We start from the raw sequence: 23,494 nt of genomic DNA on the forward strand, positions 1-23,494 counted from the left end.
GAGCGTCGCGTTCCGCTCGCGGCCGGAGTAAAGCGTCGACCATCTACCGGCGTAGAACAAGAGAGTTGAGCGGTCGTCAACAAATCTGTCATGGGCACGTAACAAGTGCGGGCGGATACGTGACGAGAGGTGTGGTGAACGCGCCACATGCCGTGAAAAGGGCTGAAAAGACTTGGCATGGACACTTCCTGTCAACACGCGTAGCTGCTACGACGGTTATGGCAGAGATCCTGCTAAAGGGAGGTTCCATGAGACGTTCCCGACTTGTCGTCCTCGTGAGCTCGCTCCTCCTCGCCGCCGGCACCGCCCTCACCGGGGCAGCCACGGCGCAGGCGTCCTCGATCGTCGCAACTGGCGGCTATGTGGCGCTCGGTGACTCCTACTCCTCCGGAGTGGGCGCCGGCAGCTACATCAGCTCCAGCGGCGACTGCAAGCGCAGCACGAAGGCCTACCCCTACCTCTGGGCCGCCGCCCACTCACCCTCGACCTTCGACTTCACGGCCTGCTCCGGCGCCCGAACGGGTGATGTTCTCTCCGGACAGCTCGCCCCGCTCAGCGCCGCCACCGCCCTCGTCTCCGTCAGCGTCGGAGGCAACGATGCCGGGTTCGCCGACGTCATGACGACCTGTGTGACCCAGTCCGACAGCGCCTGCGTCTCCCGCATCAACACCGCCCGCGCGTACGTCGACTCCACCCTGCCCGGCAAGCTCGACAGCGTGTACTCGGCGATCCGCTCCAAGGCGCCCAACGCCCGCGTCGTCGTGCTCGGCTACCCCCGCTTCTACAAGCTCGGCACCACCTGCCTCGGCCTCTCCGAGACCAAGCGCAAGGCCATCAACGACGCCTCCGACCACCTCAACACCGCCATCGGCAAGCGCGCCGCCGACCACGGTTTCACCTTCGGCGACGTACGCGGCACCTTCACCGGCCACGAGATCTGCTCCGGCGACTCCTGGCTGCACAGCGTCAACTGGCTCAACATCGGCGAGTCCTACCACCCGAAGGCACCCGGCCAGTCGGGCGGCTACCTGCCCGTGCTCAACGCCAACGACTGACCGCTCAGCCGGAGTCCGTGTCCGACTCCGTGTCCGAACCCCCGTCCGAACCGGTGCCCGAAGGAGAAGGGGAGGCCCCGTCCGTCGGGGTCTCCGTCTCACAGGCGATCGAGAACGGCACCGACCCGGACGTCGTACGCACCGGCTCCCGCACCTCGACGCCGATCTCGTTCTCGAACGTCCCGCTCTCCGCGTCCGTCGTCACGGTCACCGCGTCCTGCTTCGTCCGGCCGCCGCCCTCCGGGAACGACAGCGTCTTCCAGCCCCCGTCGAGCACCGTGCCGTCCTGCGTCACCCAGCGGTAGCGCACCTCGGCCGGCAGCCGCCCCACCGTGAACGTGGCCGTGAACCTCGGCGCCCGCTCGTTCGCCGGCGGGCACGGCCCCGAGTAGTCCGTGCGCGTGCCGTCCAGGCCGACCCGCACCGACTGCGGCGGCGGACTGCTCTCCTCGCTCTCGCTCTCGCTCGGCGTCGGGGAGGGGCTCGACTTCCCGCTCCCGGTGTTCGGCGGCGCGCTCTTCGTCTCGGTGGGCGTTCCCACCCCGGCACCGCGGTCGCCGTTCCCGTCGCCGTCGCCGTTGTTCAGCAGCGCGTACGTCAGCCCGCCCACCGCCAGCGCCAGCGCGACCACGCCCGCGACCAGCACCCGGCCGGCCCGGCGGTCACGGTCCCGACCGGTGGCCGTCGTCGTCGCCCCCGACCCGGACGCCGCCGGCCCGCCCGGGAACGGCATCGGGGGCGTCGGAGAGGGCTCGGGGTGAGCCGCCACGGTCGGCGGGTACGGAACGGCCCGCACGGTGTCCGCGTGCGGAAAGCCGCCCGCGGCGATGACCCGCAGGTCCTGCTCGGCCCGCTCGGCCGGCAGCCGCTGCTCGGGGTCCTTGCGCAGCAGTCCCTCGATGACGGGGGTGAGCGGACCGGCCCGGTACGGCGGCGGCAGCTCCTCGTCGACGATCGCGCGCAGGGTGCTCAGCGGGGTGTCGTGACGGAACGGGGAATGGCCCTCCACCGCCGCGTAGAGCAGCACCCCGAGCGACCAGAGGTCGGACTCGGGGCCGGGCGTGCGGCCGAGTGCCCGCTCCGGGGCGAGGAACTCGGGCGAGCCGATGACCTCCCCGGTCATGGTCAGCGCGGAGCTGCCCTCGACCATGGCGATCCCGAAGTCGGTGAGCACGATCCGGCCGTCGTTCGCGATCAGCACGTTGGCCGGCTTCACATCCCGGTGCAGCACTCCGGCCTCGTGCGCCGCCCGCAGCGCGGCCAGCACCTCGGCGCCGATGTGCGCGGCCCGCTGCGGCGCCATCGGGCCCTCCGCGTCCAGGACCTCGGCCAGGGAGAGGCCACGGACCAGCTCCATGACGATCCACGGCCGGCCGCCGTCCGTCGCCACGTCGTAGACCGTGACCACGTTCCGGTTGGCGACCCGGGCCGCGGCCCACGCCTCGCGCTCCAGCCGGGCGTACATCCGCCGCACGTCGTCGCCCTCCAGCCCGGCCGGGGCGCGCACCTCCTTGACGGCGACCTCGCGGTGCAGCACCTCGTCGCGGGCGCGCCACACCGTCCCCATGCCGCCCTCGCCGAGCGGTGCCAGGAGCCGGTAGCGGCCCGCGATCACCCGCTCATGGCCCGGTTCTTCGGACACGGCGCCCCCATTCGCAGCCGGGCGGAATCTCCATGAGGTCTGTTTTCCCCAGGACGTCGGATTTCCTCACGAACGTAACTCAGCCCAGTGCGGATGCCGCCCCCTTGAACACGAGTCCGGCGCCGAGGACGACGACGGCGAAGGCCGAGCCGAGCGGGGCGGTGCGGCGCACCAGGGTCGCCAGCGGTCCGGCCGTCCACCGGGGGCGCCGGTCCAGCAGCCGGGTCATGCCGCTGCCCGCCCTGACGACGGCGTACCCGGCGGCCGTGAGGGTGAGCGCCAGCCCGACGCCGTACGCGACGACGAGCAGCAGCCCGAACCAGGCCTGCCCCAGGGCCGCGGCTCCGACGAGCACCACCACGGCGGACGGGCTGGGCACGAGCCCGCCCGCGAAGCCCATGAGGATCGTGCCGCGCAGGGTGGGGGCGACGGGGTGGGAATGGGTGAACCCGCCATGAGTGTGCTCGATGGTGTGGGGGTGGGAGTGGGGGTGGCTGCGGTCGTGCGGGTGGGTGTGGTCGTGATCGTGACCGTGCGCATGGTCGTGATCATGCCCGTGGTCGTGGTCGTGGTCGTGGTCGTGATGGTGGTCGTGCGCGTGATCGTGAGGGTGGTCGTGGTCATGGCTGTGGCCGCCGTGGCCGTGCCGGTGGGGGTGCGTGCGATTGCGCAGGGCGCGGCGGAGCAGGCTCGCGCCCGCCAGGGTCACCAGGATCCCGCTGGCGACGCCGAGCCAGGCGATCACCGAGGGCGCCGCCGCCGACCCGGCCGTGACCAGCAGGCCGAGGGCGACCACGCCCAGCGTGTGGGTGACCGTCACCGAGGCGGCCATGGGCAGGACGTCCTTCATCCGGGCCTGGCCACCCCGGGCCGCCGCCGTCGCGGCCATGATGGTCTTGCCGTGCCCCGGGGCGAGCGCGTGCATCGCGCCCAGGACGACGGCGATGAGGAGGGCCAGCGCGGCGAAACCGGCCGTGAGGTCGTGCCGGGCGACCAGCTCGTCCAGGGCCCGCGTCCAGCGGTCGGCGCCGCGCGGCAGCACCGAGGCGGCGGGGGCGTCCGACCCCTCCTCGGCCAGGGCCGGGCCGCCGGGCCGCACCCGCAGCGCGGCGGACGCCGTGTCGGCGGGGGAGGACAGCAACTCCTCGGGGTACGTGGTCAGTTCGGCCGATATCGACTTCTCCGGCACGTCCGAGGCGCTGAGCGTCATACGGTCGCCCCGCGCCGTGATCTCCCGCCAGCCCGGGCCGGAGGAGGCGCCCGCGCCACGGAAGCCGAGGGACAGGCTCTCCCGGTCCGACCCGCCGGACGGGAGGGGAGCGGTCAGCTCGCACTCCACGCGGAGGGTGTCCAGCCCCGCTTGCCCGGGCCGCACGCGCGCGTGGCTGCGCTCGGCGGTGAGGCGGGCGGCCCGGCCGTCGACGGTGACCCGGCTGTCCTGGGCGGCCGCGGCGCACCGCTCGCGGGCCCACATCGTCATGCCCAGCCGCTCGATCTCCGGTTTCGCCTGGGTCGCCGGGATCTCGGCGAGGTCCTCGACGTGGTGGACGCGGAGTTCGCCGGGGGCGGCCACCAGGCCGTCGTAGCGGTTGACGGTGAAGTTGCCCAGCGGGTGGGCGCTCGCCGTGGCGGCGGGCAGCAGGGTGAGCGCGCAGGCGGCCGTGAGGACGGCGGCGCCGGACGCGAACAGCCGGCGCAGGATCACCGGTTCCCCTCCAGGTCCTCGAGTGCGGTACGGGCCTCGCGCGCGCCGAGGGGCGAGAAGCCGGGGTTCAGGTCCAGCGCGGCCTTCAGATGGTCGCGGGCGGCGCGCTCGTCGCCGGCCGCGCGCTCGATGATGCCGCGGTGGTAGAGGAAGGCGGCGTTGCGGTAGCCGGTGGCCGTGGCCCGGCGCGCGTACGGCAGGGCTTCCTCGTCGCGGCCGTTGACGTGCAGCGCCCAGGCGAGGGCGTCGGCGGTGTGCACGCTCTGCCGGCGGTCCCACTCGGCGCGGGCGGCGCGCAGGGCCGCCTTCCTGTCGCCGTGGTCGGCGGCGGCCATCGCCGCGTCCAGGTCGGCGTTGACCCCGCCCGCGCGGGCGAGGGACGTCCAGGCGTCCACCAGGGCGTACTGGTCGTCGGCCTTCGCCCGGTCGCCGTCGGCGCCGCGGTCCTCGTACAGCTCGCCGAGCGCGACGAGCGGGCCGGGCAGCGGGAAGCGGGCGACGACCCGCTCCAGCCCCTTGACCGCCGCCGCCCGGTCGCCGTTCGCGGCCTGGGCGCGGGCGCGGCCCTCCAGCGCGGGGAGGTAGTCGTCGTCGGCGGCGAGGGCGCGGGCGTAGTGGTCGAGGGCCGTGGGGTAGTCGCCCTGGTTCCAGGCGAGTTGGCCGAGGGCCGTGGCGACGTACGCGATGTCTGCGGGCGCGTGGGCGGCGCTCAGCGCGCGCTCCAGCACATCCCGCGCCGTGCGGACGTCGCCGCGCAGCTCGCGCACGTACGCGTACCGCGTGAAGACGGGCACGCCGGGGCGCCGGTCGTCCGCCGTGTCGGCGGCCTCGGCGGCGTCGTCGTACCGGCCGAGTTCGACGAGGGCGTCGATACGGGTGCACAGGGCGCGTTCGTTGTAGGGGTTCTGCTCCAGGGCCCGGTCGGCGTACTCCAGGGCGCCCGGGAAGTCGTGCCGGGCGGCGGCCAGGGCAGCGCGGCCGGCGAGGGCCTGGTCGTTGCCGGGCTTCAGGTCGAGGGACCGCCGCAGCGCGCGCTCGGCCTGCGGGTAGCGCGAGGGGTCGCCGTTCGTACGGGCCTGCTCGACGTAGGCGACCCCGAGGGTGGCCCAACTGCCGTGATCCCGCGGCTGGGCCCGCAGGTGCCGCTGGAGGGACGCGATCCCGGCGGCGAGATCACCCCGGGCGAGATCGCCGGGCGACAGCGCCCCGGCGGCGGACACGGCCTGGGCACCGACGCCCGCACCGCCGTCCCCCACACCCCCGAAGGCGACGGCCCCGCCGGTCAGCGCCACCGCCAGCAGCGCGGCACACCCGGCCAGATGAGCCGCGCGCCAACGCCGCGCCCCGTCGGCGGCCCGCCGCATGGTGGCCACGCGCCGGGCGACGCCGTCGGCAGCGGCGGGGTGGTGGGTGTCGGCGGGGTGGTGGGCATCGGCGAGGGCTGGGGCGTCAGCGGGGTCGTCGGTGTCAGAGAGGCCCTGGGCGTCGGCGGAGCCGTGGGCGTCGGAGGGGCCGTGGGCGTCAGCAGGGTCGTCGGCGTCAGAGAAGCCCTGGGCGTCGGCGGAGTCGTGGGCGACGGCGGCGTGGTGGGCGTCAACGGGGCCGTCGGCGTCAGCAGGGTCGTCGGCGTCGGCGGAGTCCCGGGCGTCGGCCGGGTTGTCGGCGTCGGCCGAGCCGTGGGGGTGCGGCTCGTTTCCCTTGCCGGAGTCGCCCGCGGCGGGATGGCGGGTGCCCGGACCGGCGGGTGCACAGGGGTCGGGCCGTCGTCCGGTGTCGGAGGCGGTGCGGGGGGCCGTTTCGCCCGGTGGGTTCGGTTCGGGCCGTCGTTCGGTGCCCGGGTCGGTCCGTGCCTCGGCCGGGTCCGTCTCCGCTTCGGCGGTGGCCGTCCCGCCCTGGGCGTCACCGGCCCGCTGCGCCCCCGCCTCGGCGGCCGGGCCCCCGGCCCGTCCCGCGGACCGCGGTCCGTCGGTCTCGGGCTCCGGGTCCGTCGACCGCGGGCGGTCGTCGCGCCTCTCCGGTGTGCTGTCGGTCGTACGCGGAGGCATGACCTCTCCTCGGTCGGGTGTGCTGGTGCGGGAGGTGAGGCGCGGCCCGTGCCGTGGGGGATGGTGGGAACGGGCCGCGCCGGCAGAGGGAGCGGAACGGGTCAGTACGCCCGGTTCCGCATGCGGCGCCACCACATCAGGGCCGCGCCGATCAGAACGATGCCGCCCGCTCCGGCGCCGGCGGACGCGGCGATCAGCCGCATGTCGTCCGAGCCCTGCGCGTTCGCCGGCTGGAGCGCGTCGCCCAGCTGGCTGCGGACGTCGTTGCCCCCGTCCACGCCCTTGGCGAGCGGGCCGCGCGACCCTTCCGTCGGCAGGGCGACGTACGGGAACGACTTCTCGAATTCCTTGTCGTTCTTGTCGACCGCGTCGCCCAGGTCGTTCTTCGCACCCAGCAGCTCACCCTCGACGACCTGGAGCGAGGCGTCGATCACGTCGTCGGTGAGACGGCGGCCGTTCGGGAAGCCCGCGTTGTCCCCGTCGAGGACACCGAGCCGCTTGGGCTTCGCGGCCGGCTTGATCGAGGTGTTGAGCCGCAGCTGCTCCGACGGCGTGACGTGCGGCGGCTGGTTGAGGTCCTTGACGCCCTTGAGGAAGACGTCGACCAGGTCGTTGCGCGGCTCGTCCGGCGCCGGGATCTTGTAGATCGCCTCGATGAGCTTGGGCAGCTCCGGGTTGGTGACGTTCTTCAGGAACTGGGCGTCGTCCCGAGGCGCGGACGCGTTGAACTTGTCCTTGTCCTTCAGCGGGTTGACGACCTCGTTGACCAGCGGGTTGCCGAGGCGCGAGACCTGCGCGAAGTAGCCCTGGGCGTTCTTGCGCTGCGTCGTCGACCAGACGCCGATGACCGGCTGCTCGTGCGACTCGGTCAGGAAGCTGTTGGGGACCTGCAGGGCGATCGTGTTGACGTTGTAGCCCTTGAGCGTGTCGTTGCCGACCTCGGAGAGGTTCCCGCCGTACAGCAGGTCGAAGACGCGCAGGTCCAGGAAGAACGGGTCGTCGGCCTGCCCGGCGAAGGTCTGGGCGCCCCCGGCGAGCTTGTGGATCGCCTGCTTGCGCAGGGTGTTGTAGTCCGGCATCGACGCCTTGCCGACGTTCGACGGCGCCACCGGCACATCGTCGGCGACCTTGGTCTTCGACACGGCCTTGAGATCACGCAGCTTGATCAGTTCCAGGTCGTACGTCTGCGTGATGTTGAGGTCGGGGTCGTCGAGGCTCTCGACGGGACCCGTGTTGTAGAGGAACGTCTTGTCGTTCTTCGTGTGCGTCTTGAACGTGTACCGGAACAGCAGGTCTTCCTGCGCGTCGCCGTTGCTGTCGATGCGCAGGTCGTACTGGGCGTCCTCGGCGAACGTGAAGAAGTTGGGCCCGCCGGCCGGCTCCTCCATCGGGATCCAGTTCGCCACGATGGTCGTCGTGTCCGGCTTGTCCGGGCTGACGAACGCGTACACGTCCGTGTTGTCGTACTGCGGGGTCCCCGAGATCAACGGGGCCTCCCGGTGACTGGAGGCGGAGGCCTCCTCAGGTGCCAGCGCGGTCACACCGGCGGCCGTGAGCCCGCCTGCGGCCAGCGCGCCACACACCGCGGTCGCGATGCTCCTGCGTCCCGCACGGGTCCTGGGGTTAGGTGTCATGCCGTCCGTCCTCCGTGTCAACTTGCCTGACACACGCCATTCGGAGCGGTCGGCAGAGTGGATTGGTCGAATCTCAAACGTTCTTACGGAGCATCTGAAAAGTTGTTTCATCACCGGGGGACCCGCGTTTTCCGGGCGCTGATCCGTAACCCCATCCGGAGGTGTGTGCGTTGCGAATGCCTCGAGTGAGGGGACAGGCCCGGTGCGGCCTCGGAGAGGGGGACCGAGTGGAGGCGGACGAACTGCTGCTGCTCGTGGCGAGCGGGAACCAGAAGGCGTTCGAGGATTTGTACGGACTGGTGTCGGGCCCGGTGTTCGGGCTCGTACGGCGTGTGGTGCGCGACCCCGCCCAGTCGGAGGAGGTGGCTCAGGAGGTGCTGCTCGAACTGTGGCGGTCCGCCGCGAAGTTCGACCCGGGGCGCGGCAGCGCGATGTCCTGGATCCTCACCCTCGCCCACCGCCGTGCCGTCGACCGGGTACGCAGCGCCCGCGCGGCCGGGGAGCGCGAGCAGCGCGAGGCACTGCGCGCCAACCAGCCGGCCTTCGACCACGTCACCGAGGAGGTCGAGGCCGGTCTGGAGCGCGAGTTGGTGCGCCGCTGCCTGGACCGGCTCACGGTCCTGCAGCGCCAGTCCGTCACGCTCGCCTACTACGAGGGCTACACGTACCGTGAGGTGGCCGAGCGGCTCTCCCTGCCGCTGGGTACCGTCAAGACGCGGATGCGCGACGGGCTGACCCGGATGCGCGAGTGCCTGGGAGGCGTGGCATGAGTCTCTTCCGCCGCGAAGACCTCCACTCGCTCGCCGCGCCCTACGCGCTCGACGCCCTCGAACCCCCCGAGCGGGTCCGCTTCGAGAAGCATCTGAAGGGCTGCGACCGCTGCGCCGCCGAGGTGCGCGCCCTGTCCGAGGACGCCGTCCGGCTCGCCTGGTCGGCCGCCACCCCGGCCCCGGCCGCCCTGCGCGACCGGGTCATGGCCGCCGTACGGACGACCCCGCAGGACCCCGCGCCCCAGGACACCGCCCGGGCACCGGCACGCGCGCGTGCGACGCAGCTGCCGCCGCACGTGTGGGGCACCCAGCCGCCGCCGCGACAGCGGGAGCGGCGCCGGATCCCGCTGTTCGTGCCCTTCGCCACGGCCACCGCCGCCGCGGCCCTCGTGGTCGCCTCCCTGTTCGCCGTGCAGGCGAACCGCACCCAGGACGAACTGACCGCCGAGCGCGACCGGTCGCGTGAGATCGCCCACGTTCTGGCCGCTCCGGACGCCCGCGCGAGCAGTGGACGGGACGGGCGGGGCCGCACCATCGGAGTGATCGCTTCCGCCACGGAGGGGAGCGCGGTGGTCACCCTCGGCGGGTACGGCGACCCGTCCGGCGGCCGCGTGCACCAGTTGTGGCTCATGCGCCCGGGCGCGCAACCACGCTCCCTGGGCCTCTTCGAGGGCGACACGCCGCTGGTCGCGACCGGTCTCGGCACCTCCGCGACGTCACTGGCCGTGACCGTCGAGCCCGCGGGCGGATCGCCGCAGCCCACTACCCAGCCGATCGTCCAACTCGCCCTGAAATCTGTCGGATTCGGAGAGTGATCGGAGATACATCGTCAACCCCCTTATGGGGAAGGTGAATCCTGTGACCGCGATACACGTGTGCCCGGACGGGGCGATAGGGTTAACCTGCCCGGGCCGGGTGGACTCGTACGGGTGGGGAGTGACATGGAACAGATAACAGTGCGCAGCAGGGCCAGGGTCCCTGCGATCACCTGCGGGAGCAGCGCGACCAGTTCGCGCCTCGACCGCCATCTCTCGGTGCTGGCGGGCCCTGCCGTCCCGCAGCGGGAGACGGTCGAGGCGACCTCGCTGATGCGCGAACTGACCGCGCGTCAGCCGCACGACCGCAGCGGCAGGGGCGCGCGCGTACGCCGCGTCTCGCTCTTCGCACCGCTGCGCCGCCTGCGCCGTTCGCTGTTCGGCGGCAAGTAGGGGCCCGCGCTCGGGCGGTCGCACCGCCCCCGGCGCACGCTGCGCACTCGTCGTCCGTCATCCCCGCGGCACGCAGCGGCGCCAGGTGTGTTCCCGAGCGCGGTACGCCCCCTGTCGGTGCCTCATCCCCGCCCGGCAGTGACCGGGGGCTCCGCGCGGCCTCGACGCCCGAACCGCCCCGTCACCGCTCCCCGTGCGCGTACTGGCGCACGGCCAGCGGCACGAACACCCCGAGCAGCACGGCGCACCACAGCAGCGACCCCGCGACGGGGTGGGCCACCGGCCAGGCCGCCCCGTCCGGCACCGGCGCGTTGCCGAAGAGGTCCCGCAGAGCCGTCGTCACCGCGCTGATCGGATTCCACTCGGCGACCGTCCGCAGCCACCCCGGCAGCCCGCTCGTCGGGATGTACGCGCTGGACAGCAGCGGCAGCAGGAAGGTGGCCCCGCCGAGCTGACCGGCCGCCTCCTCGTCGCGGGTGAGCAGGCCGAGGTAGATCCCGGCCCAGGTGCACGCGAAGCGGAACAGCAGCAACAGCCCGAAGGCCGCGACCGCTTGCAGCGGGCCGCCCTCGACCCGCCAGCCCACCGCGAGCCCCACCAGCACGAACGGCACGGTCCCGGCCGCCGTGACCACCACGTCCGCGGCGGCCTGCCCGAGCGGTACGGCCGCCCGGCTCATCGGCAGCGTACGGAAGCGGTCCGCCACGCCCCGGTGCGTGTCCTGGGCGGCCTGGAACATGCCGGTCATGATCCCGCCCGCGGCGGTCGCCACCAGCAGGCCCGGCACGAGGAACGACCGGTAGGCCTCACCCGGCATCGCCAGCGCGCTGCCGAAGACGTAGCCGAAGAACAGCAGCATGCTGATCGGCATCGTCTGGGTGAGGATCAGCAGGCCCGGGTTGTTACGTATCCGCAGCAGCTGGCGGCCCAGCATCGCGGTCCCGTCGTACGCCAGCATGCTCATGCGGCACGCTCCTTCACGGTGTCGGTGGTGCCGGTCTCGGTGAGGCGCAGGAACACGTCGTCGAGCGTCGGGGGCCGCAGGCTCGCGTCGAGCAGCGGCACGCCCGCCGTGTCCAGGGCGCGCACCAGCAGCGGCAGGGTGAGCGTCGGGTCCTTGCTGACCACGCCGACGGCGTTGCGCTCGCGGTCGAACGACGGCTGCCCGCCCGTGAGCCGGTCGAGGACGGCCGCCGCCTTCGTGAGCACATCCGCGTCCGGTACGACGACCTCGGCGTGCGCGCCGACCAACGCCTTGAGCCGGGCCGGCGACCCGGTGTGCGCGACCCGGCCCCGGTCCACCAGGGCGATGTCGTCGGCGAGCCGGTCGGCCTCCTCCAGGTACTGCGTGGTGAGCAGCACGGTCGTGCCCTCGGCGGCCAGGCCGCGCACCACGTCCCAGACGAGAGTGCGGCTGACCGGGTCGAGTCCGGTCGTCGGCTCGTCCAGGAACAGCACCTCGGGGCGGCGGATCAGGCTCGCCGCGAGGTCCAGGCGGCGGCGCATGCCGCCGGAGTAGGTGGAGGCGGGCCGGTCGGCGGCCTCCGTCAGCCCGAAGCGGTCGAGGAGCTCGGCGGTCCGGTCGGCCGGACCGCGCACCCGGTGCAGCCGGCCGAACAGCCGGAGGTTCTGGCGGCCGGTGAGGTCCCCGTCGATCGAGGTGTCCTGCCCGGTGACGCCGATCCGGCTCCGCACGGCGGCTGCCTCGCGGACGAGATCGTGCCCGGCGACCCGGGCGGAGCCCGCGTCCGGTCGCAGCAGCGTGGTCAGCAGCCGCACGGCCGTGGTCTTGCCCGCCCCGTTCGGCCCGAGGACCCCGCACACCGTCCCCGCGGCGACCGCCAGGTCCAGCCCGCGCAGGGCGTGGACCTCCCCGAACCGCTTTTCGAGACCTTCACTAAGTACAGCGTACGTAGAAGTCGTCATGGCAGGACCATAGCGCACTACGTACGCTGTACGTAACTAGGATGGTGGCCGAGGTGATGATCGATGGCGGGCCGAGCGGCCGTACCCGAAGTGATCTGGGCGCGCCCCGAGCGCACCGGCCGTGGCCCGAAACCGGCGTTCACCCGCGCCGACATCGCGGCGGCGGCCGTGCGGATCGCGGACGAGCGGGGCCTGGACGCGGTGTCCATGCGGCACGTCGCCGCCGAACTGGGCTGCGGCACGATGTCGCTCTACAACTACGTCCCCCGCAAGGAGGACCTGTACGAGCTGATGATCGACGCCGTCGGTGCCGAGCACGAGCTGTTCGAGCCCACCGGCGACTGGCGCGCCGACATGCTCCGCAACGCGGAGGAGACCCGCGCCATCATGCGCCGTCACACCTGGGTGCCACGGCTGATGGCCGGCGTCCACGGCTTCGGCCCCCACACCCTGCGCTACCTGGAACACTGCCTGGCCTGCCTCGAACCGCTCGACGTCCCGGCCGGGACGAAGACGGAGCTGATCGCGCTGCTCAACGGCGTGGTGACGACGTACACCGCCAACGACATCGCGACCGTCGAGCGCACCCGCTCCATGCCCTGGTCGGTGGAGGAGGAGAACGCGGTCCGCATGGCCTATCTGGGCAGCCAGGTGGCCACCGGCGCGTATCCGCGACTGGCGGCGGCCTTCACGGAGCAGAGCGGCCCGGTGGATCTGGAGGCGGTGTTCCGACGGGCGCTCGAACGGGTCATGGACGCCTTCGACCCCGAGCCGCGCTAGAGCAGTGCGAGTTGCCCCTCCGGGCCCTCCTCGGGGCCGTCCAGGACGGAGGCCGGGCGGCGGGCCGTCGCCGGTACGGGGAGCACGCCCGCCTCGGCCAGCTCGGCGGTGGTGATCGGGTCGGGGAGCGTCAGCTCCTCCAGGGGGCGCAGTTCGGCCAGGAGCGCCAGGACCGTGATCAGCTCCAGCAGTTCCGACGTCCAGGTCTGCGGCCAGACGGTCGGGCGGATCGCCGCCAGGGTGCCCGGCTCGGCATCGGTGACGCGTGCCGTGAACCACTGCTCCAGGACGCGGACCCCGCCCACCTCGAAGTCCCAGGCTTCCGGCGGCACCGGGGAGACGCGGCCCTCGTCCAGCAACAGGGCCTCCTCGTCCCGGTCGTAGCGCAGGGTCAGCGGCCGGGAGGGCAGCGGGGCGCGGACGTAGGGGCGGCGGCCGCCGGGGAGCTTCGGGCGTTCGCCGTCCCGGCGCATCAGCCACAGCATCCGGTGCCCCAGCTCGATGCCCCGCTCCCACTCGTCGGCGTCGCCGGTGAGCGGGACGGTGAGGTCCGGCCGGGCCGTCGCCGTGATCCAGGCCAGCACGTCCAGCGGGGCGGGTGTGCCGCCCAGGCGGGCGCCCAGGTGCCCCAGCAGGCCGGGGGCCAGGTTCGGTTCACGGCCGCCCGGGCGCCGGAAGAGGGGGCGGACGCGGCCGGGGCGGAGCAGGGGGAGCAGCGAGGTGACGAGGAGGGCCTCGGGCGCTTCCACCAGGAAGGCCTGCCGCTCGTCCGCCACGCGCCACAGCTCCGGGCGGGCCGCGTCGATCAGCCGCTGGTCGGGGATGAGCCACTGCTCGTCGAAGGGCGCGAGCAGCACGCGCACCGGCTCCGGGCACGGGCCCGAGGCGCGCACCAGCTTCTCCGTGCCGCTGTCGGCCCGGCCGGGCAACTGGCCGACCGCCGTGTGCAGCGTGCGCGAGCGGCTCGGCTCGAACAGCGTCTCGCGGTCGGGCCCCTCGGCCTTCACCAAGGCGTCCCAGCGCGCCTTCAGGGACGCCGCGTCGGGGGCCGCCGGCCAGCCCCGGCCGAGCCGCGGCGGTGCGACGGACCACGGCATGAGGTCCGCCAGCGGCGGAGCGTCGTCGTGCGTCACGCCCCGCATCGTACGACGCCCCGAAGGGACGCGGGACTGCGTCCTGTGCGGCTCCGCCGCACGGGCGCGACCGGCCCCCACCGGCCCGCGGACCGGTGACTACGCATCCAGCGTCACCGAGAAGGAGAAGCGGTCGCCCCGGTACTGGATGACAGCCACGTCCAGCGGCCGCCCCTCGCTGTCGTACGTCACGCCCGTGTAGTGCAGGATCGGGCTGAGCAGCGGCACTTGGAGCAGCTTCGCGGTCTCCGGGTCGGCCAGCCGGGCCTCCACCGTGTCCGTGATGCGGCTGATGTCCGCTCCGACGACGTCCCGCAGCACCTTGGTCATGGGCCACCGCACGAGGTCGTCCAGGTCGATCCGCGCGGCCAGTTCGGGACGGACGTAGTTCCGGGCGTGGTTCGTCGGCTCGCCGGTCTTCTCGTCGCTCCGCAGCCGGTGGTACGTCGAGACCTCCCGTAGGTCCGGGAAGAACTCGGCGAGTTCACCGGGCACGGGCGTGGTGCCGTGGTCCAGCAGCTCGGTCGTCATCCCCGACTGCTGGGCCACGATGGCGTCCACCGAGCCCAGCAGCCGCACCGGCGAACCCCGGCGCGCGTCCGGCTCGATGAACGTGCCGCGCCGACGATGACGCGAGATGAGTCCCTCGTCCTCCAGTTCCTTCAGCGCCTGCCGCATGGTCAGCACGCTCACCCCGTAGTGCCCGGCCAGCTGCTCCTCGGTGGGCAGGCGCAGCGGGTCCTGGGGCGAGCGGCCGAGGATCGAGGCGCGCAGCGACTGCGACACCTGGTACCAGAGCGGCAGCTTGCGGTTCAGGACGATCGAGTCCGGGGCGAAGGAGGTCACGGGCCATCCGTACCGGTAGGAAATGATCAGTGCAAGGGGTTGAAGTGCCGCTCCAGGCCCTGCCAGACGTCGTCGTAGCGCTCTTGCAGGTGTTCCGCCCGGGCCGCGTGCGGGGTGAGGGTGATCGGCCAGCGGGTCTCGAACATGAACGCCAGGCCGTCGTCGATCTTCTGCGGCTTCAGCTCGGCGGCGCTCGCGCGGTCGAAGGTCTCCCGGTCGGGGCCGTGCGCCGACATCATGTTGTGCAGCGAGCCGCCGCCCGGCACGAATCCCCCCTTCCCGGCGGTCTTGGCGTCGTAGGCGCCCTCGATCAGGCCCATGTACTCGGTCATCACGTTCCGGTGGAAGTACGGCGGCCGGAAGGTGTCCTCGCCCACCAGCCAGCGCGGCGCGAACACCACGAAGTCGACTCCGGCCAGGCCCGGGGTGTCCGACGGGGACGTCAGCACCGTGAAGATCGACGGGTCGGGATGGTCGTAGGTGATGGTGCCGAGCACATTGAAGCGGCGCAGGTCGTAGGCGTACGGCACATGGTTGCCGTGCCAGGCGACGACGTCGAGCGGGGAGTGGTCGTAGGTGGCGGTCCACAGGTTGCCGCAGAACTTGTTCACCACCTCCACCGGGCCCTCGACGTCCTCGTACGCGGCGACCGGGGCGCGGAAGTCGCGAGCGTTGGCGAGGCCGTTGGCGCCGATCGGGCCCAGGTCGGGGAGGCGGAACGGCGCCCCGTAGTTCTCGCACACATAGCCGCGGGCGGAATCCTCGAGCAGCTCCACACGGAAGCGGACACCACGCGGAATCAGCGCGATATGGCCTGGCTCCACATGGAGCAGGCCGAACTCCGTGCGCAGCAACAGCCCGCCGCGCTCCGGGACGATCAGCAGTTCGCCGTCCGCGTCGCTGAACACCCGCTCCATGGAGGCGTTGGCGGTGTAGAGGTGCACGGCGATGCCCGTGCGCTGGGTGGCGTCGCCGTTGCCGCCGAGGGTCCACAGGCCGGCCAGGAAGTCGGTCTCCGGCGCCGGGTCGGGCAGGGGGTTCCAGCGCAGGCGGTTGGGGTCGGGCACGGTCTGGGTGAACGGGGCCGTGCGGATCGAGCCGTTGTGGGTCCGGCTGAACGCCGGGTGCGCGGCCGAGGGGCGGATCCGGTACAGCCACGAGCGGCGGTTGTGGGCCCGCGGCTCTGTGAAGGCCGTGCCGCTCAGCTGTTCCGCGTACAGTCCGAGCGGGGCCCGCTGGGGCGAGTTGCGGCCCTCGGGCAGTGCGCCCGGGACGGCCTCGGAGCTGTGCTCGTTGCCGAAGCCGGAGAGGTAGGTCAGCCCTTCGGCGGTCTTCCGCGCGTCCGCACCCATGATCGCTGCTCCCTTGCGGTCCGATTCCTATGCAACACCGTAGGATTGCGATTTCCCCGGCGCAAGAGGGACTCGGGCCCTCCTCTTCGCGGATGACCCGAACCCGACCTGAGGATGATCCGCCGCCCGGACAGGTGTTCTAGGCTCCCGGATATGTCGTGGACACGCAGACCTCTGACCGTGCTCGCGGTCTGTGCCCTCCTGGCCGGAGCCGCGGGCTGCGGCTCCGGTGACACCCCGGGCGGGGGGACGACACCCACCCCGGCGGGCAGGCTCCTGGAGGACCGGGACAAGGAGGGGCGGCCCTACCGCGAGGTGGAGGCGGAGGACGCCCCCGACGTCGGTGTCGAGGTCCAGCCGGGCCGGTCCGGTGGCTGGGACGTACGGCTGACCGTGCGGAACTTCCGCTTCTCGCCGGCCGGCGCGGCGGCCCGGGCGGTGGCCGGGCGGGGCCTCGCGCACCTCTACGTCGACGGCCGCCTCGTCGCCCGGCTGCGCGCCCCCGGGCACCGCCTCGCCGCCGGCCTCGTCCCGCGCGGCACGCACCACGTCACGGCCCGCCTCTACGCCGACGACGGCACGGTGTGGGCGGTGGACGGCAGGCCGGTGGAGAGCACAGCCGACATCACCGCGTCGGGACCCGCCCCGGGCGCGAGGCCGAGCGCGGCCGCTCGGCGGGGGGTGGGGGCGTCTGTGGTGTCGAGCGTGGGCGGTCGGCAGGGGGCGGGGGTGCCCGTGGTGTCGAGCGTGACCGCCCGGCAATGGGTGCGTGTGCCTGTGGTGTCGAGCGTGATCGCTCGGCGGGGGGCGGGGGTGCCCGTGGTGTCGAGCGTGGGCGGTCGGCAGGGGGCGGGGGTGCCTGTGGTGTCGAGCGTGATCGCTCGGCGGGGGGCGGGGGTGCCTGTGGTGTCGAGCGTGGGCGGTCGGCGGGGGGCGGGGGTGCCTGTGGTGTCGAGCGTGATCGCTCGGCGGGGGGCGGGGGTGCCTGTGGTGTCGAGCGTGATCGCTCGGCGGGGGGCGGGGGTGCCTGTGGTGTCGAGCGTGATCGCTCGGCGGGGGGCGGGGGTGCCTGTGGTGTCGAGCGTGGGCGGTCGGCAGGGGGTGCGGGTGCCTGTGGTGTCGAGCGTGATCGCTCGGCGGGGGGCGGGGGCGTCTGTGGTGTCGAGCGTGGGCGGTCGGCAGGGGGTGCGGGTGCCTGTGGCGCCGAGCGCGATCGCTCGGCAGGGAGCGGGGGCGTCTGTGGTGCCGAATGCGACTGCCCGGCAGAGGGCGGCGGCGCCCGTGGTGGTCGCCTGGGTGCAGTCCGGGGGGCGAGGTTCACCGGGTCGCGCCGGAAAGGCATCATGAAGCCCGTGCCCCACGCGACATCGCTCCGTCGTGCGCCCGTGCAGCGGCGCAGTGCCGAACGCCTGGCCAGGATCCTCGACGCCTGCGCCGACCTCCTCGACGAGGTCGGTTACGACGCCCTGAGCACCCGTGCCGTCGCCCAGCGCGCCGGTGTGCCCATCGGCTCGGTCTACCGCTTCTTCGGCAACAAACGCCAGATGGTCGACGCACTGGCCCAGCGCAACCTGGAGCGGTACACCACCCGCGTCACCGAGCGCCTGCGGGAGGCGGGTGAGGGAGGCTGGCGCGAGGCCATGGACGCCGTGCTCGACGAGTACCTCGAGATGAAGCGCACCGCGCCCGGCTTCTCCCTGGTCGACTTCGGCAACCAGATCCCGGTCGGCGCCCGCGACGCCGAACCCAACCACCGCGTCGCCGACCGCCTCACCGAACTCCTCGCCGGCCACCTCGACCGCGAGCCCGACGAGGATCTGCGCCGGGTGTTCCTGATCGCCGTGGAGACCGCCGACACCCTCGTCCACCTGGCGTTCCGGCTCGCGCCGGAGGGTGACGAGAAGATCATCGCGGAGGCCCGGGAGATGCTGCGGGGGTACCTGGCCCGGGTGCTCGACTGAACCTGCCGGGGCACCGCGCCGGGATCGCCTGCCCCAGGGCGCTCGACCGATCCCGCGGCCGGCGAGGACTCCCCTCCGTGCATACCGGTCGGTATGCTCGGCCGCGTCCGCACGTCACCGTAGCCGCCGCCCCGGGAGGACCCGTGTCCCGCACCGCCCTGCGCATCTGTCCCCTCTGCGAGGCCACCTGCGGCCTGACGCTCACCATCGAGGGGACGCGCGTCACCCACGCCCGCGGAGACCGCGACGACGTCTTCAGCCGGGGCTTCATCTGCCCCAAGGGCGCCTCCTTCGGGGCCGTCGACTCCGACCCCGACCGGCTGCGCACACCACTGGTGCGCAGGGACGGCGAACTGCGCGAGGCCACCTGGGAGGAGGCCTTCGACGCGGTCGCCGCCGGCATCCGGCCGGTCGTCGAGCGGTACGGCCCGAACGCGGTCGGTGTCGTCCTCGGCAACCCCAACGTGCACACCATGGCCGGCGCCCTCTACCCGCCCGTGCTGCTCGCCGGGCTCGGCACGCGCAGCGTCTTCACCGCCTCCACGGTCGACCAGATGCCCAAGCACGTCTCCAGCGGCCTGCTCTACGGCGACGCCAACGCGATCCCCGTGCCCGACCTGGACCGCACGGACCATCTGCTCCTCATCGGCGCCAACCCGCTGGAGTCCAACGGCAGTCTGTGCACCGCCCCCGACTTCCCCGGCAAGCTGAAGGCGCTCAAGGCCCGCGGCGGCACCCTCGTCGTGATCGACCCGCGGCGCACCCGCACGGCCAAGCTCGCCGACCGGCACATCGCGGTGCGGCCCGGCACCGACGCGCTGCTGCTGGCGGCGATGGCCCGGGTGCTCTTCGACGAGGGTCTTGTCGAGCCGACCCCGCACGTCCGGGGCGTGGAGGAACTGTCCGACGCCCTGCGGGAGTTCACCCCCGAAGCCGTCGCCGACGCCTGTGACGTCGAGGCCGGTCTCATCCGCGTCCTGGCCCGCGACCTCGCCGCCGCTCCCACGGCCGCCGTGTACGGCCGCATCGGCAGCTGCACCGTCCCGCACGGCACCCTCGCCAGCTGGCTCGTCGACGTGCTGAACATCCTCACCGGCAACCTCGACCGGCCCGGCGGCGCGCTCTTCCCGCAGGCCGCCACCGACAAGACCCCGCGCCCCGCCGGGCCCGGCCGGGGCTTCGCCCTCGGGCGCTGGCACTCCCGGGTGAGCCGCCACCCCGAGGCGAAGGGCGAGCTGCCTCTGTCGGCCCTCGCCGAGGAGATCGACACCGCCACCGAGGAGGGCGAGCCGATCCGCGCGCTCATCGCCGTCGCCGCCAATCCCGTGCTGTCCGCACCCGACGGCGACCGGCTCGACAAGGCGCTCGACTCTCTCGACTTCATGGTCAGCGTCGACCCGTACCTCAACGAGACCTCGCGCCACGCCCACGTGGTCCTGCCCCCGCCCCCGCCCTCCCGGAGTCCGCACCACGACTTCGCCTTCAACACGCTCGCCGTGCGCAACCAGGTCCGCTACACCCGCGCCGCGATCCCGCTGGAGCCGGACCGCATGGCGGAGACGGAGATCCTGGCCCGCCTGATCCTCGCCGTGACGGGCATGCACGGGGCCGATCCCGCCGCCGTGGACCAGATGGTCGTCGACCAGACCCTCGGCAAGGCCGTCAGGGAACCGCACTCGCCCGTGCACGGCCGGGACCCGCGCGAACTCGCCGCCCGGCTCACGGGCGAGAACGGCCCCGAGCGACGGCTCGACATGATGCTCCGCCTCGGCCCCTACGGCGACGGCTTCGGCGTACGACCGGACGGACTGACCCTGGAGAAACTGCTCGCGCACCCGCACGGCATCGACCTCGGCCCGCTGCGCCCCCGCCTGCCGCAGCCGCTGAAGACCAGGAGCGGCGAGGTCGAGCTGCTGCCCGAGCCGATCGCCGCCGACCTGCCCCGCCTGCGCGCGGCCCTCGCCGAACGCCCCGAGCGGCTCGTCCTGGTCGGACGCCGCCACCTCCGCTCCAACAACAGCTGGATGCACAACGTGCCCGCCCTGACCGGCGGTTCCAACCGCTGCACCCTGCACATCCACCCCGCGGACGCCGAACGGCTCGGCGTACGCGACGGTGAGGCGGTGCGCGTGAAGGGCGCCGGGGGAGAGGTGACCGCACCGGCCGAGGTCACCGACACGGTTCGGCCCGGTGTGGTGAGTCTGCCGCACGGCTGGGGCCACGACCGCCCCGGCACCCGTCTCCGCCACGCCGCCACCGACCCCGGCGTCAACGTCAACCAGCTCCTCGACGGCAGCCTCCTCGACCCGCTGTCGGGCAACGCGGTCCTCAACGGCGTACCCGTCGACGTCGCCCCCGCGACCGTCCCGGAGACCCCATCTCTGACCGAAAAGCTCACGCCTCTGACCTGAGCAAAGCTGTGACCAGCAGTTTTGCGCTTATTGCTCGCACGTCAACGTCTTGTTAACGCTGCTTGACGGGACCTAACGTCTCGGACACCGCCGGCCCTGGTGGGATGTTCAAGGGCGAACGTTAGGTATCCACTCATGCTGACCATCCTCGGCTTCGCCATGATCGCGACCTTCCTGGTCCTGATCATGATGAAGAAGATGTCGCCGATCGCGGCGCTCGTGCTGATTCCCGCGCTGTTCTGCGTGTTCGTCGGCAAGGGCGCCAAGCTCGGCGACTACGTCCTCGACGGCGTGACCGACCTCGCCCCCACCGCGGCGATGCTCATGTTCGCGATCGTCTACTTCGGAGTGATGATCGACGTCGGTCTCTTCGACCCGATCGTCCGAGGCATCCTCAAATTCTGCAAAGCCGACCCGATGCGGATCGTCGTGGGCACCGCCCTGCTCGCCGCGATCGTGTCGCTGGACGGCGACGGCTCCACCACCTTCATGATCACCGTCTCGGCGATGTACCCGCTGTACAAGCGCCTGAAGATGAGCCTGGTCGTGATGACCGGTGTCGCCGCCATGGCCAACGGCGTGATGAACACCCTGCCCTGGGGCGGCCCGACCGCCCGCGCCGCCACCGCGCTCAAGCTCGACGCCAGCGACATCTTCGTCCCGATGATCCCGGCGCTCCTGGTCGGCCTGCTCTTCGTCTTCGTCCTCTCCTACGTCCTCGGTGTGCGCGAGCGCAGGCGGCTGGGCGTGCTGACGCTGGACGAGGTGCTGGACGAGGAGAAGGAGACCGAGACGGTCCTCGTGGGCGCCGGCGGCTCCGGCGACGGCAAGGTCTCCATGCGCAAGGGCGCCGTGGCCGTCACGGGCGGCGCCGGCTCCGGCACGGACGCCGCCGAGAACGCCGGTGGCGCCGGGGACTCCGCGGACGACGACGGCTTCCAGGGTCTCGACCCGAACCGGTCCACCCTGCGCCCCAAGCTCTACTGGTTCAACGCGCTGCTCACGGTCACCCTGCTCACCGCCATGATCATGGAGTGGCTGCCGATCCCGGTGCTGTTCCTGCTCGGCGCCGCGCTCGCCCTGTCCGTGAACTTCCCGCACATCCCCGACCAGAAGGCCCGCCTGGCCGCCCACGCCGACAACGTCCTGAACGTCTCCGGCATGGTCTTCGCCGCCGCCGTCTTCACCGGCGTCCTCCAGGGCACCGGCATGGTCGACAACATGGCCAAGTGGATGGTGGACGTCATCCCCGGCAGCATGGGCCCGCACATGGCCCTCGTCACCGGCATCCTGAGCCTCCCGCTCACCTACTTCATGTCGAACGACGGCTTCTACTTCGGCGTCCTGCCCGTCCTCGCCGAGGCCGGTGCCGCGCACGGCGTCTCCCCGCTGGAGATGGCCCGCGCCTCCCTGGTCGGCCAGCCGCTGCACATGTCCAGCCCGCTCGTCCCGGCCGTCTACGTCCTGGTCGGCATGGCGAAGGTGGAGTTCGGCGACCACACGAAGTTCGTCGTGAAGTGGGCCGCCCTCACCTGCCTGGTCATCCTCGGAGCGGGCATGCTCTTCGGCATCATCTGACCGTTCGACCGACGCTCCCGTGGAGGACATTGTGAGGCCCGGTGGGTACCGCGGCTGGCTGCTCCGCCTCGTCATCGCCTTCGGCTTCGCGCAGGGGGCGGTGTCGATGGCCCGGCCCGCCGTCTCCTACCGGGCCCTCGCGCTGGGCGCGGACGAGCGGGCCGTCGGCGTGATCGCCGGCGTGTACGCGCTGCTGCCGCTGTTCGCCGCCGTCCCCCTGGGCCGCCGCACCGACCACGGCCGCTGCGCGCCCCTGCTGCCGGTCGGCGTGGTGCTCATCTCCGGCGGATGCGCGCTCAGCGGCGTGGCGAACTCCCTGTGGGCGATGGCCCTGTGGAGCGGGGTGATGGGACTCGGCCACCTCTGCTTCGTCATCGGCTCCCAGTCCCTCGTCGCCCGGCAGTCCGAGCCGCACGAACAGGACCGCAACTTCGGCCACTTCACCATCGGCGCCGCACTGGGCCAGCTGGTGGGCCCGATCGCCGCGGGCGCCCTCATCGGCGGCGACGACAGGGTGGGCACCAGCGCGCTCGCCCTGATCGTGGCGGGCGGCGTCGCGGCGGTCGCGTTCACCTCGCTGTGGCGCATCGAGCACCGCCGTACGGCGTCCGCGTCCCGTCCGGACAAGGGCGACCGCGTCCCGGTCCGGGGCATCCTGCGCACCCGGGGCGTCCCCGCGGGCATCTTCATCAGCCTCGCCGTGCTGTCCGCGACCGACATCCTCACCGCCTACCTGCCGGTGGTCGGTGAGCACCGGGGCATCGCGCCGTCCGTGATCGGCGTCCTGCTCAGCCTGCGCGCGGCGGCCACGATCGCCTGCCGCCTCGTGCTGACGCCCCTGCTGCGGCTGCTCGGCCGGACCCTGCTGCTGACCGTGACCTGCCTGCTGGCGGCCGTGCTCTGCGCGGGCATCGCCCTGCCGGTGCCGGTGTGGGCGCTCGCCGTGGTGCTGGTCGCGCTCGGCTTCTGCCTCGGGGTCGGGCAGCCGTTGTCCATGACGACGGTCGTCCAGGCCGCCCCCGACGACGCCCGTTCCACGGCCCTCGCGCTGCGGCTGACCGGGAACCGGCTGGGCCAGGTCGCCGCGCCCGCCGCGGCCGGAATGATCGCCGGGGTCGCGGGTGTGGCGGCGCCGTTCGTGATGCTGGGGGTGCTGCTGCTGGTGTCCTCCGGGGTCGCGTTGCGGTCGCCCGGGGAGCCCGAGGGCGCGGGTGGTGAGAAGGCCCAGGGGGTGCCGAGAGCGCGTCGGCGTGGGGTGGCGCTGCGCCGGAGGAGCGACATCTGACACGTCGTAGGCCGGCACCCGCACCGCCGTCCTCGCCGCTCTCACCCTCGCAGGGACCACCCTGAGCGGTGTGCCCGCCGTGGCCCAACCCATCCCGGGGGGACAACGGAGACGTCAAGATCCACGCCAGCACGACCCGGGCCGACGACCAGCGCAACGACCC

18 protein-coding genes are annotated in these 23,494 nt (G+C 72.9%); 9 read left to right on the forward strand and 9 right to left on the reverse strand.

What is annotated here, in order from left to right; genetic code table 11:
• Window positions 1-248: 248 nt before the first annotated feature.
• Window positions 249-1,055 (forward strand): SGNH/GDSL hydrolase family protein, encoded by an 807-nt coding sequence (locus ACSUPV_RS32425; protein ID WP_037770187.1) that lies wholly within the window; start codon window positions 249-251, stop codon window positions 1,053-1,055.
• 4 nt (window positions 1,056-1,059) lie between these two features.
• On the opposite strand, the gene ACSUPV_RS32430 is transcribed toward ACSUPV_RS32425, so the two are convergent.
• The 4 genes from ACSUPV_RS32430 to ACSUPV_RS32445 all read right to left on the reverse strand — a co-directional run bounded on the left by ACSUPV_RS32430 (window position 1,060) and on the right by ACSUPV_RS32445 (window position 8,081).
• Complete coding sequence (locus ACSUPV_RS32430; protein WP_436949064.1) at window positions 1,060-2,697, reverse strand: serine/threonine-protein kinase; 1,638 nt, start codon at window positions 2,695-2,697, stop codon at window positions 1,060-1,062.
• Between the two features lie 79 nt (window positions 2,698-2,776).
• The gene (locus ACSUPV_RS32435) at window positions 2,777-4,402 is read right to left on the reverse strand and encodes a nickel transporter (RefSeq protein ID WP_436949065.1); all 1,626 of its coding nucleotides are present in this window, start codon (window positions 4,400-4,402) and stop codon (window positions 2,777-2,779) included.
• Entirely contained in the window at window positions 4,399-6,447 is a 2,049-nt protein-coding gene (locus ACSUPV_RS32440) for a tetratricopeptide repeat protein (protein WP_436949066.1), read from the reverse strand. Before ACSUPV_RS32440 ends, ACSUPV_RS32435 begins: the two co-directional genes overlap by 4 nt.
• Window positions 6,448-6,548: 101 nt before the next feature.
• The gene (locus ACSUPV_RS32445; RefSeq protein ID WP_031116542.1) at window positions 6,549-8,081 is read right to left on the reverse strand and encodes a DUF4331 domain-containing protein; all 1,533 of its coding nucleotides are present in this window, start codon (window positions 8,079-8,081) and stop codon (window positions 6,549-6,551) included.
• A 227-nt stretch (window positions 8,082-8,308) separates the two neighbouring features.
• Here ACSUPV_RS32445 and ACSUPV_RS32450 point away from each other — a divergent pair, with 227 nt between their 5' ends.
• The 3 genes from ACSUPV_RS32450 (at window position 8,309) to ACSUPV_RS32460 (ending at window position 10,059) form a co-directional block, all read left to right on the forward strand.
• A complete protein-coding gene (locus ACSUPV_RS32450) occupies window positions 8,309-8,851 on the forward strand; it encodes a sigma-70 family RNA polymerase sigma factor (RefSeq protein WP_031116541.1) in 543 nt (180 codons plus the stop codon).
• Window positions 8,848-9,666, forward strand: a complete 819-nt coding sequence (locus ACSUPV_RS32455; RefSeq protein ID WP_031116540.1) for an anti-sigma factor — start codon at window positions 8,848-8,850, stop codon at window positions 9,664-9,666. Before ACSUPV_RS32450 ends, ACSUPV_RS32455 begins: the two co-directional genes overlap by 4 nt.
• A 126-nt stretch (window positions 9,667-9,792) precedes the next feature.
• Entirely contained in the window at window positions 9,793-10,059 is a 267-nt protein-coding gene (locus ACSUPV_RS32460) for a hypothetical protein (protein WP_031116539.1), read from the forward strand.
• A 181-nt stretch (window positions 10,060-10,240) separates the two neighbouring features.
• Here ACSUPV_RS32460 and ACSUPV_RS32465 read toward each other — a convergent pair whose 3' ends face one another.
• A complete protein-coding gene (locus ACSUPV_RS32465; RefSeq protein ID WP_031116538.1) occupies window positions 10,241-11,023 on the reverse strand; it encodes an ABC transporter permease in 783 nt (260 codons plus the stop codon).
• Window positions 11,020-11,985, reverse strand: a complete 966-nt coding sequence (locus ACSUPV_RS32470) for an ATP-binding cassette domain-containing protein (RefSeq protein ID WP_051649432.1) — start codon at window positions 11,983-11,985, stop codon at window positions 11,020-11,022. Before ACSUPV_RS32470 ends, ACSUPV_RS32465 begins: the two co-directional genes overlap by 4 nt.
• Before the next feature lie 63 nt (window positions 11,986-12,048).
• Between ACSUPV_RS32470 and ACSUPV_RS32475 the strand changes: the two genes are divergently transcribed.
• On the forward strand, window positions 12,049-12,765 hold the full coding sequence (locus ACSUPV_RS32475) for a TetR/AcrR family transcriptional regulator (RefSeq protein WP_031116536.1): 717 nt from the start codon (window positions 12,049-12,051) through the stop codon (window positions 12,763-12,765).
• Here ACSUPV_RS32475 and ACSUPV_RS32480 read toward each other — a convergent pair.
• The 3 genes from ACSUPV_RS32480 to hmgA form a co-directional block, all read right to left on the reverse strand.
• The gene (locus ACSUPV_RS32480) at window positions 12,762-13,907 is read right to left on the reverse strand and encodes a type ISP restriction/modification enzyme (protein ID WP_436949067.1); all 1,146 of its coding nucleotides are present in this window, start codon (window positions 13,905-13,907) and stop codon (window positions 12,762-12,764) included. The genes ACSUPV_RS32475 and ACSUPV_RS32480 overlap by 4 nt on opposite strands.
• A gap of 90 nt (window positions 13,908-13,997) precedes the next feature.
• The gene (locus ACSUPV_RS32485; protein ID WP_031116534.1) at window positions 13,998-14,744 is read right to left on the reverse strand and encodes a GntR family transcriptional regulator; all 747 of its coding nucleotides are present in this window, start codon (window positions 14,742-14,744) and stop codon (window positions 13,998-14,000) included.
• Window positions 14,745-14,770: 26 nt separating this feature from the next.
• Complete coding sequence (hmgA, locus tag ACSUPV_RS32490) at window positions 14,771-16,096, reverse strand: homogentisate 1,2-dioxygenase (RefSeq protein WP_031116533.1); 1,326 nt, start codon at window positions 16,094-16,096, stop codon at window positions 14,771-14,773.
• 1,343 nt (window positions 16,097-17,439) lie between these two features.
• Here hmgA and ACSUPV_RS32495 point away from each other — a divergent pair.
• The 4 genes from ACSUPV_RS32495 to ACSUPV_RS32510 all read left to right on the forward strand — a co-directional run bounded on the left by ACSUPV_RS32495 (window position 17,440) and on the right by ACSUPV_RS32510 (window position 23,331).
• On the forward strand, window positions 17,440-18,057 hold the full coding sequence (locus ACSUPV_RS32495) for a TetR family transcriptional regulator (protein WP_031116531.1): 618 nt from the start codon (window positions 17,440-17,442) through the stop codon (window positions 18,055-18,057).
• 143 nt (window positions 18,058-18,200) lie between these two features.
• Window positions 18,201-20,468: a molybdopterin oxidoreductase family protein gene (locus tag ACSUPV_RS32500; protein WP_436949068.1), complete on the forward strand. Its 2,268-nt coding sequence runs from the start codon at window positions 18,201-18,203 to the stop codon at window positions 20,466-20,468.
• A gap of 135 nt (window positions 20,469-20,603) precedes the next feature.
• A complete protein-coding gene (locus tag ACSUPV_RS32505) occupies window positions 20,604-22,046 on the forward strand; it encodes a CitMHS family transporter (RefSeq protein ID WP_037770214.1) in 1,443 nt (480 codons plus the stop codon).
• Between the two features lie 31 nt (window positions 22,047-22,077).
• Window positions 22,078-23,331 carry an MFS transporter gene (locus tag ACSUPV_RS32510; protein ID WP_436949963.1) on the forward strand — a complete coding sequence of 418 codons (1,254 nt, stop codon included), beginning with the start codon at window positions 22,078-22,080 and terminating at the stop codon, window positions 23,329-23,331.
• The last annotated feature ends 163 nt before the right edge of the window (window positions 23,332-23,494 follow it).

Source organism: Streptomyces sp. SudanB52_2052 (assembly GCF_964272415.1).
GTDB classification, from domain to species: domain Bacteria; phylum Actinomycetota; class Actinomycetes; order Streptomycetales; family Streptomycetaceae; genus Streptomyces; species Streptomyces olindensis.

What these genes read in the sequence shown, in the direction of transcription:
- ACSUPV_RS32480 (WP_436949067.1), bottom strand. Translation starts at nt 13,907, where the DNA reads ATGCGGGGCGTGACGCACGACGACGCTCCGCCGCTGGCGGACCTCATG.
- ACSUPV_RS32460 (WP_031116539.1), top strand. Translation starts at nt 9,793, where the DNA reads ATGGAACAGATAACAGTGCGCAGCAGGGCCAGGGTCCCTGCGATCACC.
- ACSUPV_RS32470 (WP_051649432.1), bottom strand. Translation starts at nt 11,985, where the DNA reads ATGACGACTTCTACGTACGCTGTACTTAGTGAAGGTCTCGAAAAGCGG.
- hmgA (WP_031116533.1), bottom strand. Translation starts at nt 16,096, where the DNA reads ATGGGTGCGGACGCGCGGAAGACCGCCGAAGGGCTGACCTACCTCTCC.
- ACSUPV_RS32445 (WP_031116542.1), bottom strand. Translation starts at nt 8,081, where the DNA reads ATGACACCTAACCCCAGGACCCGTGCGGGACGCAGGAGCATCGCGACC.
- ACSUPV_RS32495 (WP_031116531.1), top strand. Translation starts at nt 17,440, where the DNA reads ATGAAGCCCGTGCCCCACGCGACATCGCTCCGTCGTGCGCCCGTGCAG.
- ACSUPV_RS32505 (WP_037770214.1), top strand. Translation starts at nt 20,604, where the DNA reads ATGCTGACCATCCTCGGCTTCGCCATGATCGCGACCTTCCTGGTCCTG.
- ACSUPV_RS32465 (WP_031116538.1), bottom strand. Translation starts at nt 11,023, where the DNA reads ATGAGCATGCTGGCGTACGACGGGACCGCGATGCTGGGCCGCCAGCTG.
- ACSUPV_RS32425 (WP_037770187.1), top strand. Translation starts at nt 249, where the DNA reads ATGAGACGTTCCCGACTTGTCGTCCTCGTGAGCTCGCTCCTCCTCGCC.
- ACSUPV_RS32475 (WP_031116536.1), top strand. Translation starts at nt 12,049, where the DNA reads ATGGCGGGCCGAGCGGCCGTACCCGAAGTGATCTGGGCGCGCCCCGAG.
- ACSUPV_RS32440 (WP_436949066.1), bottom strand. Translation starts at nt 6,447, where the DNA reads ATGCCTCCGCGTACGACCGACAGCACACCGGAGAGGCGCGACGACCGC.
- ACSUPV_RS32455 (WP_031116540.1), top strand. Translation starts at nt 8,848, where the DNA reads ATGAGTCTCTTCCGCCGCGAAGACCTCCACTCGCTCGCCGCGCCCTAC.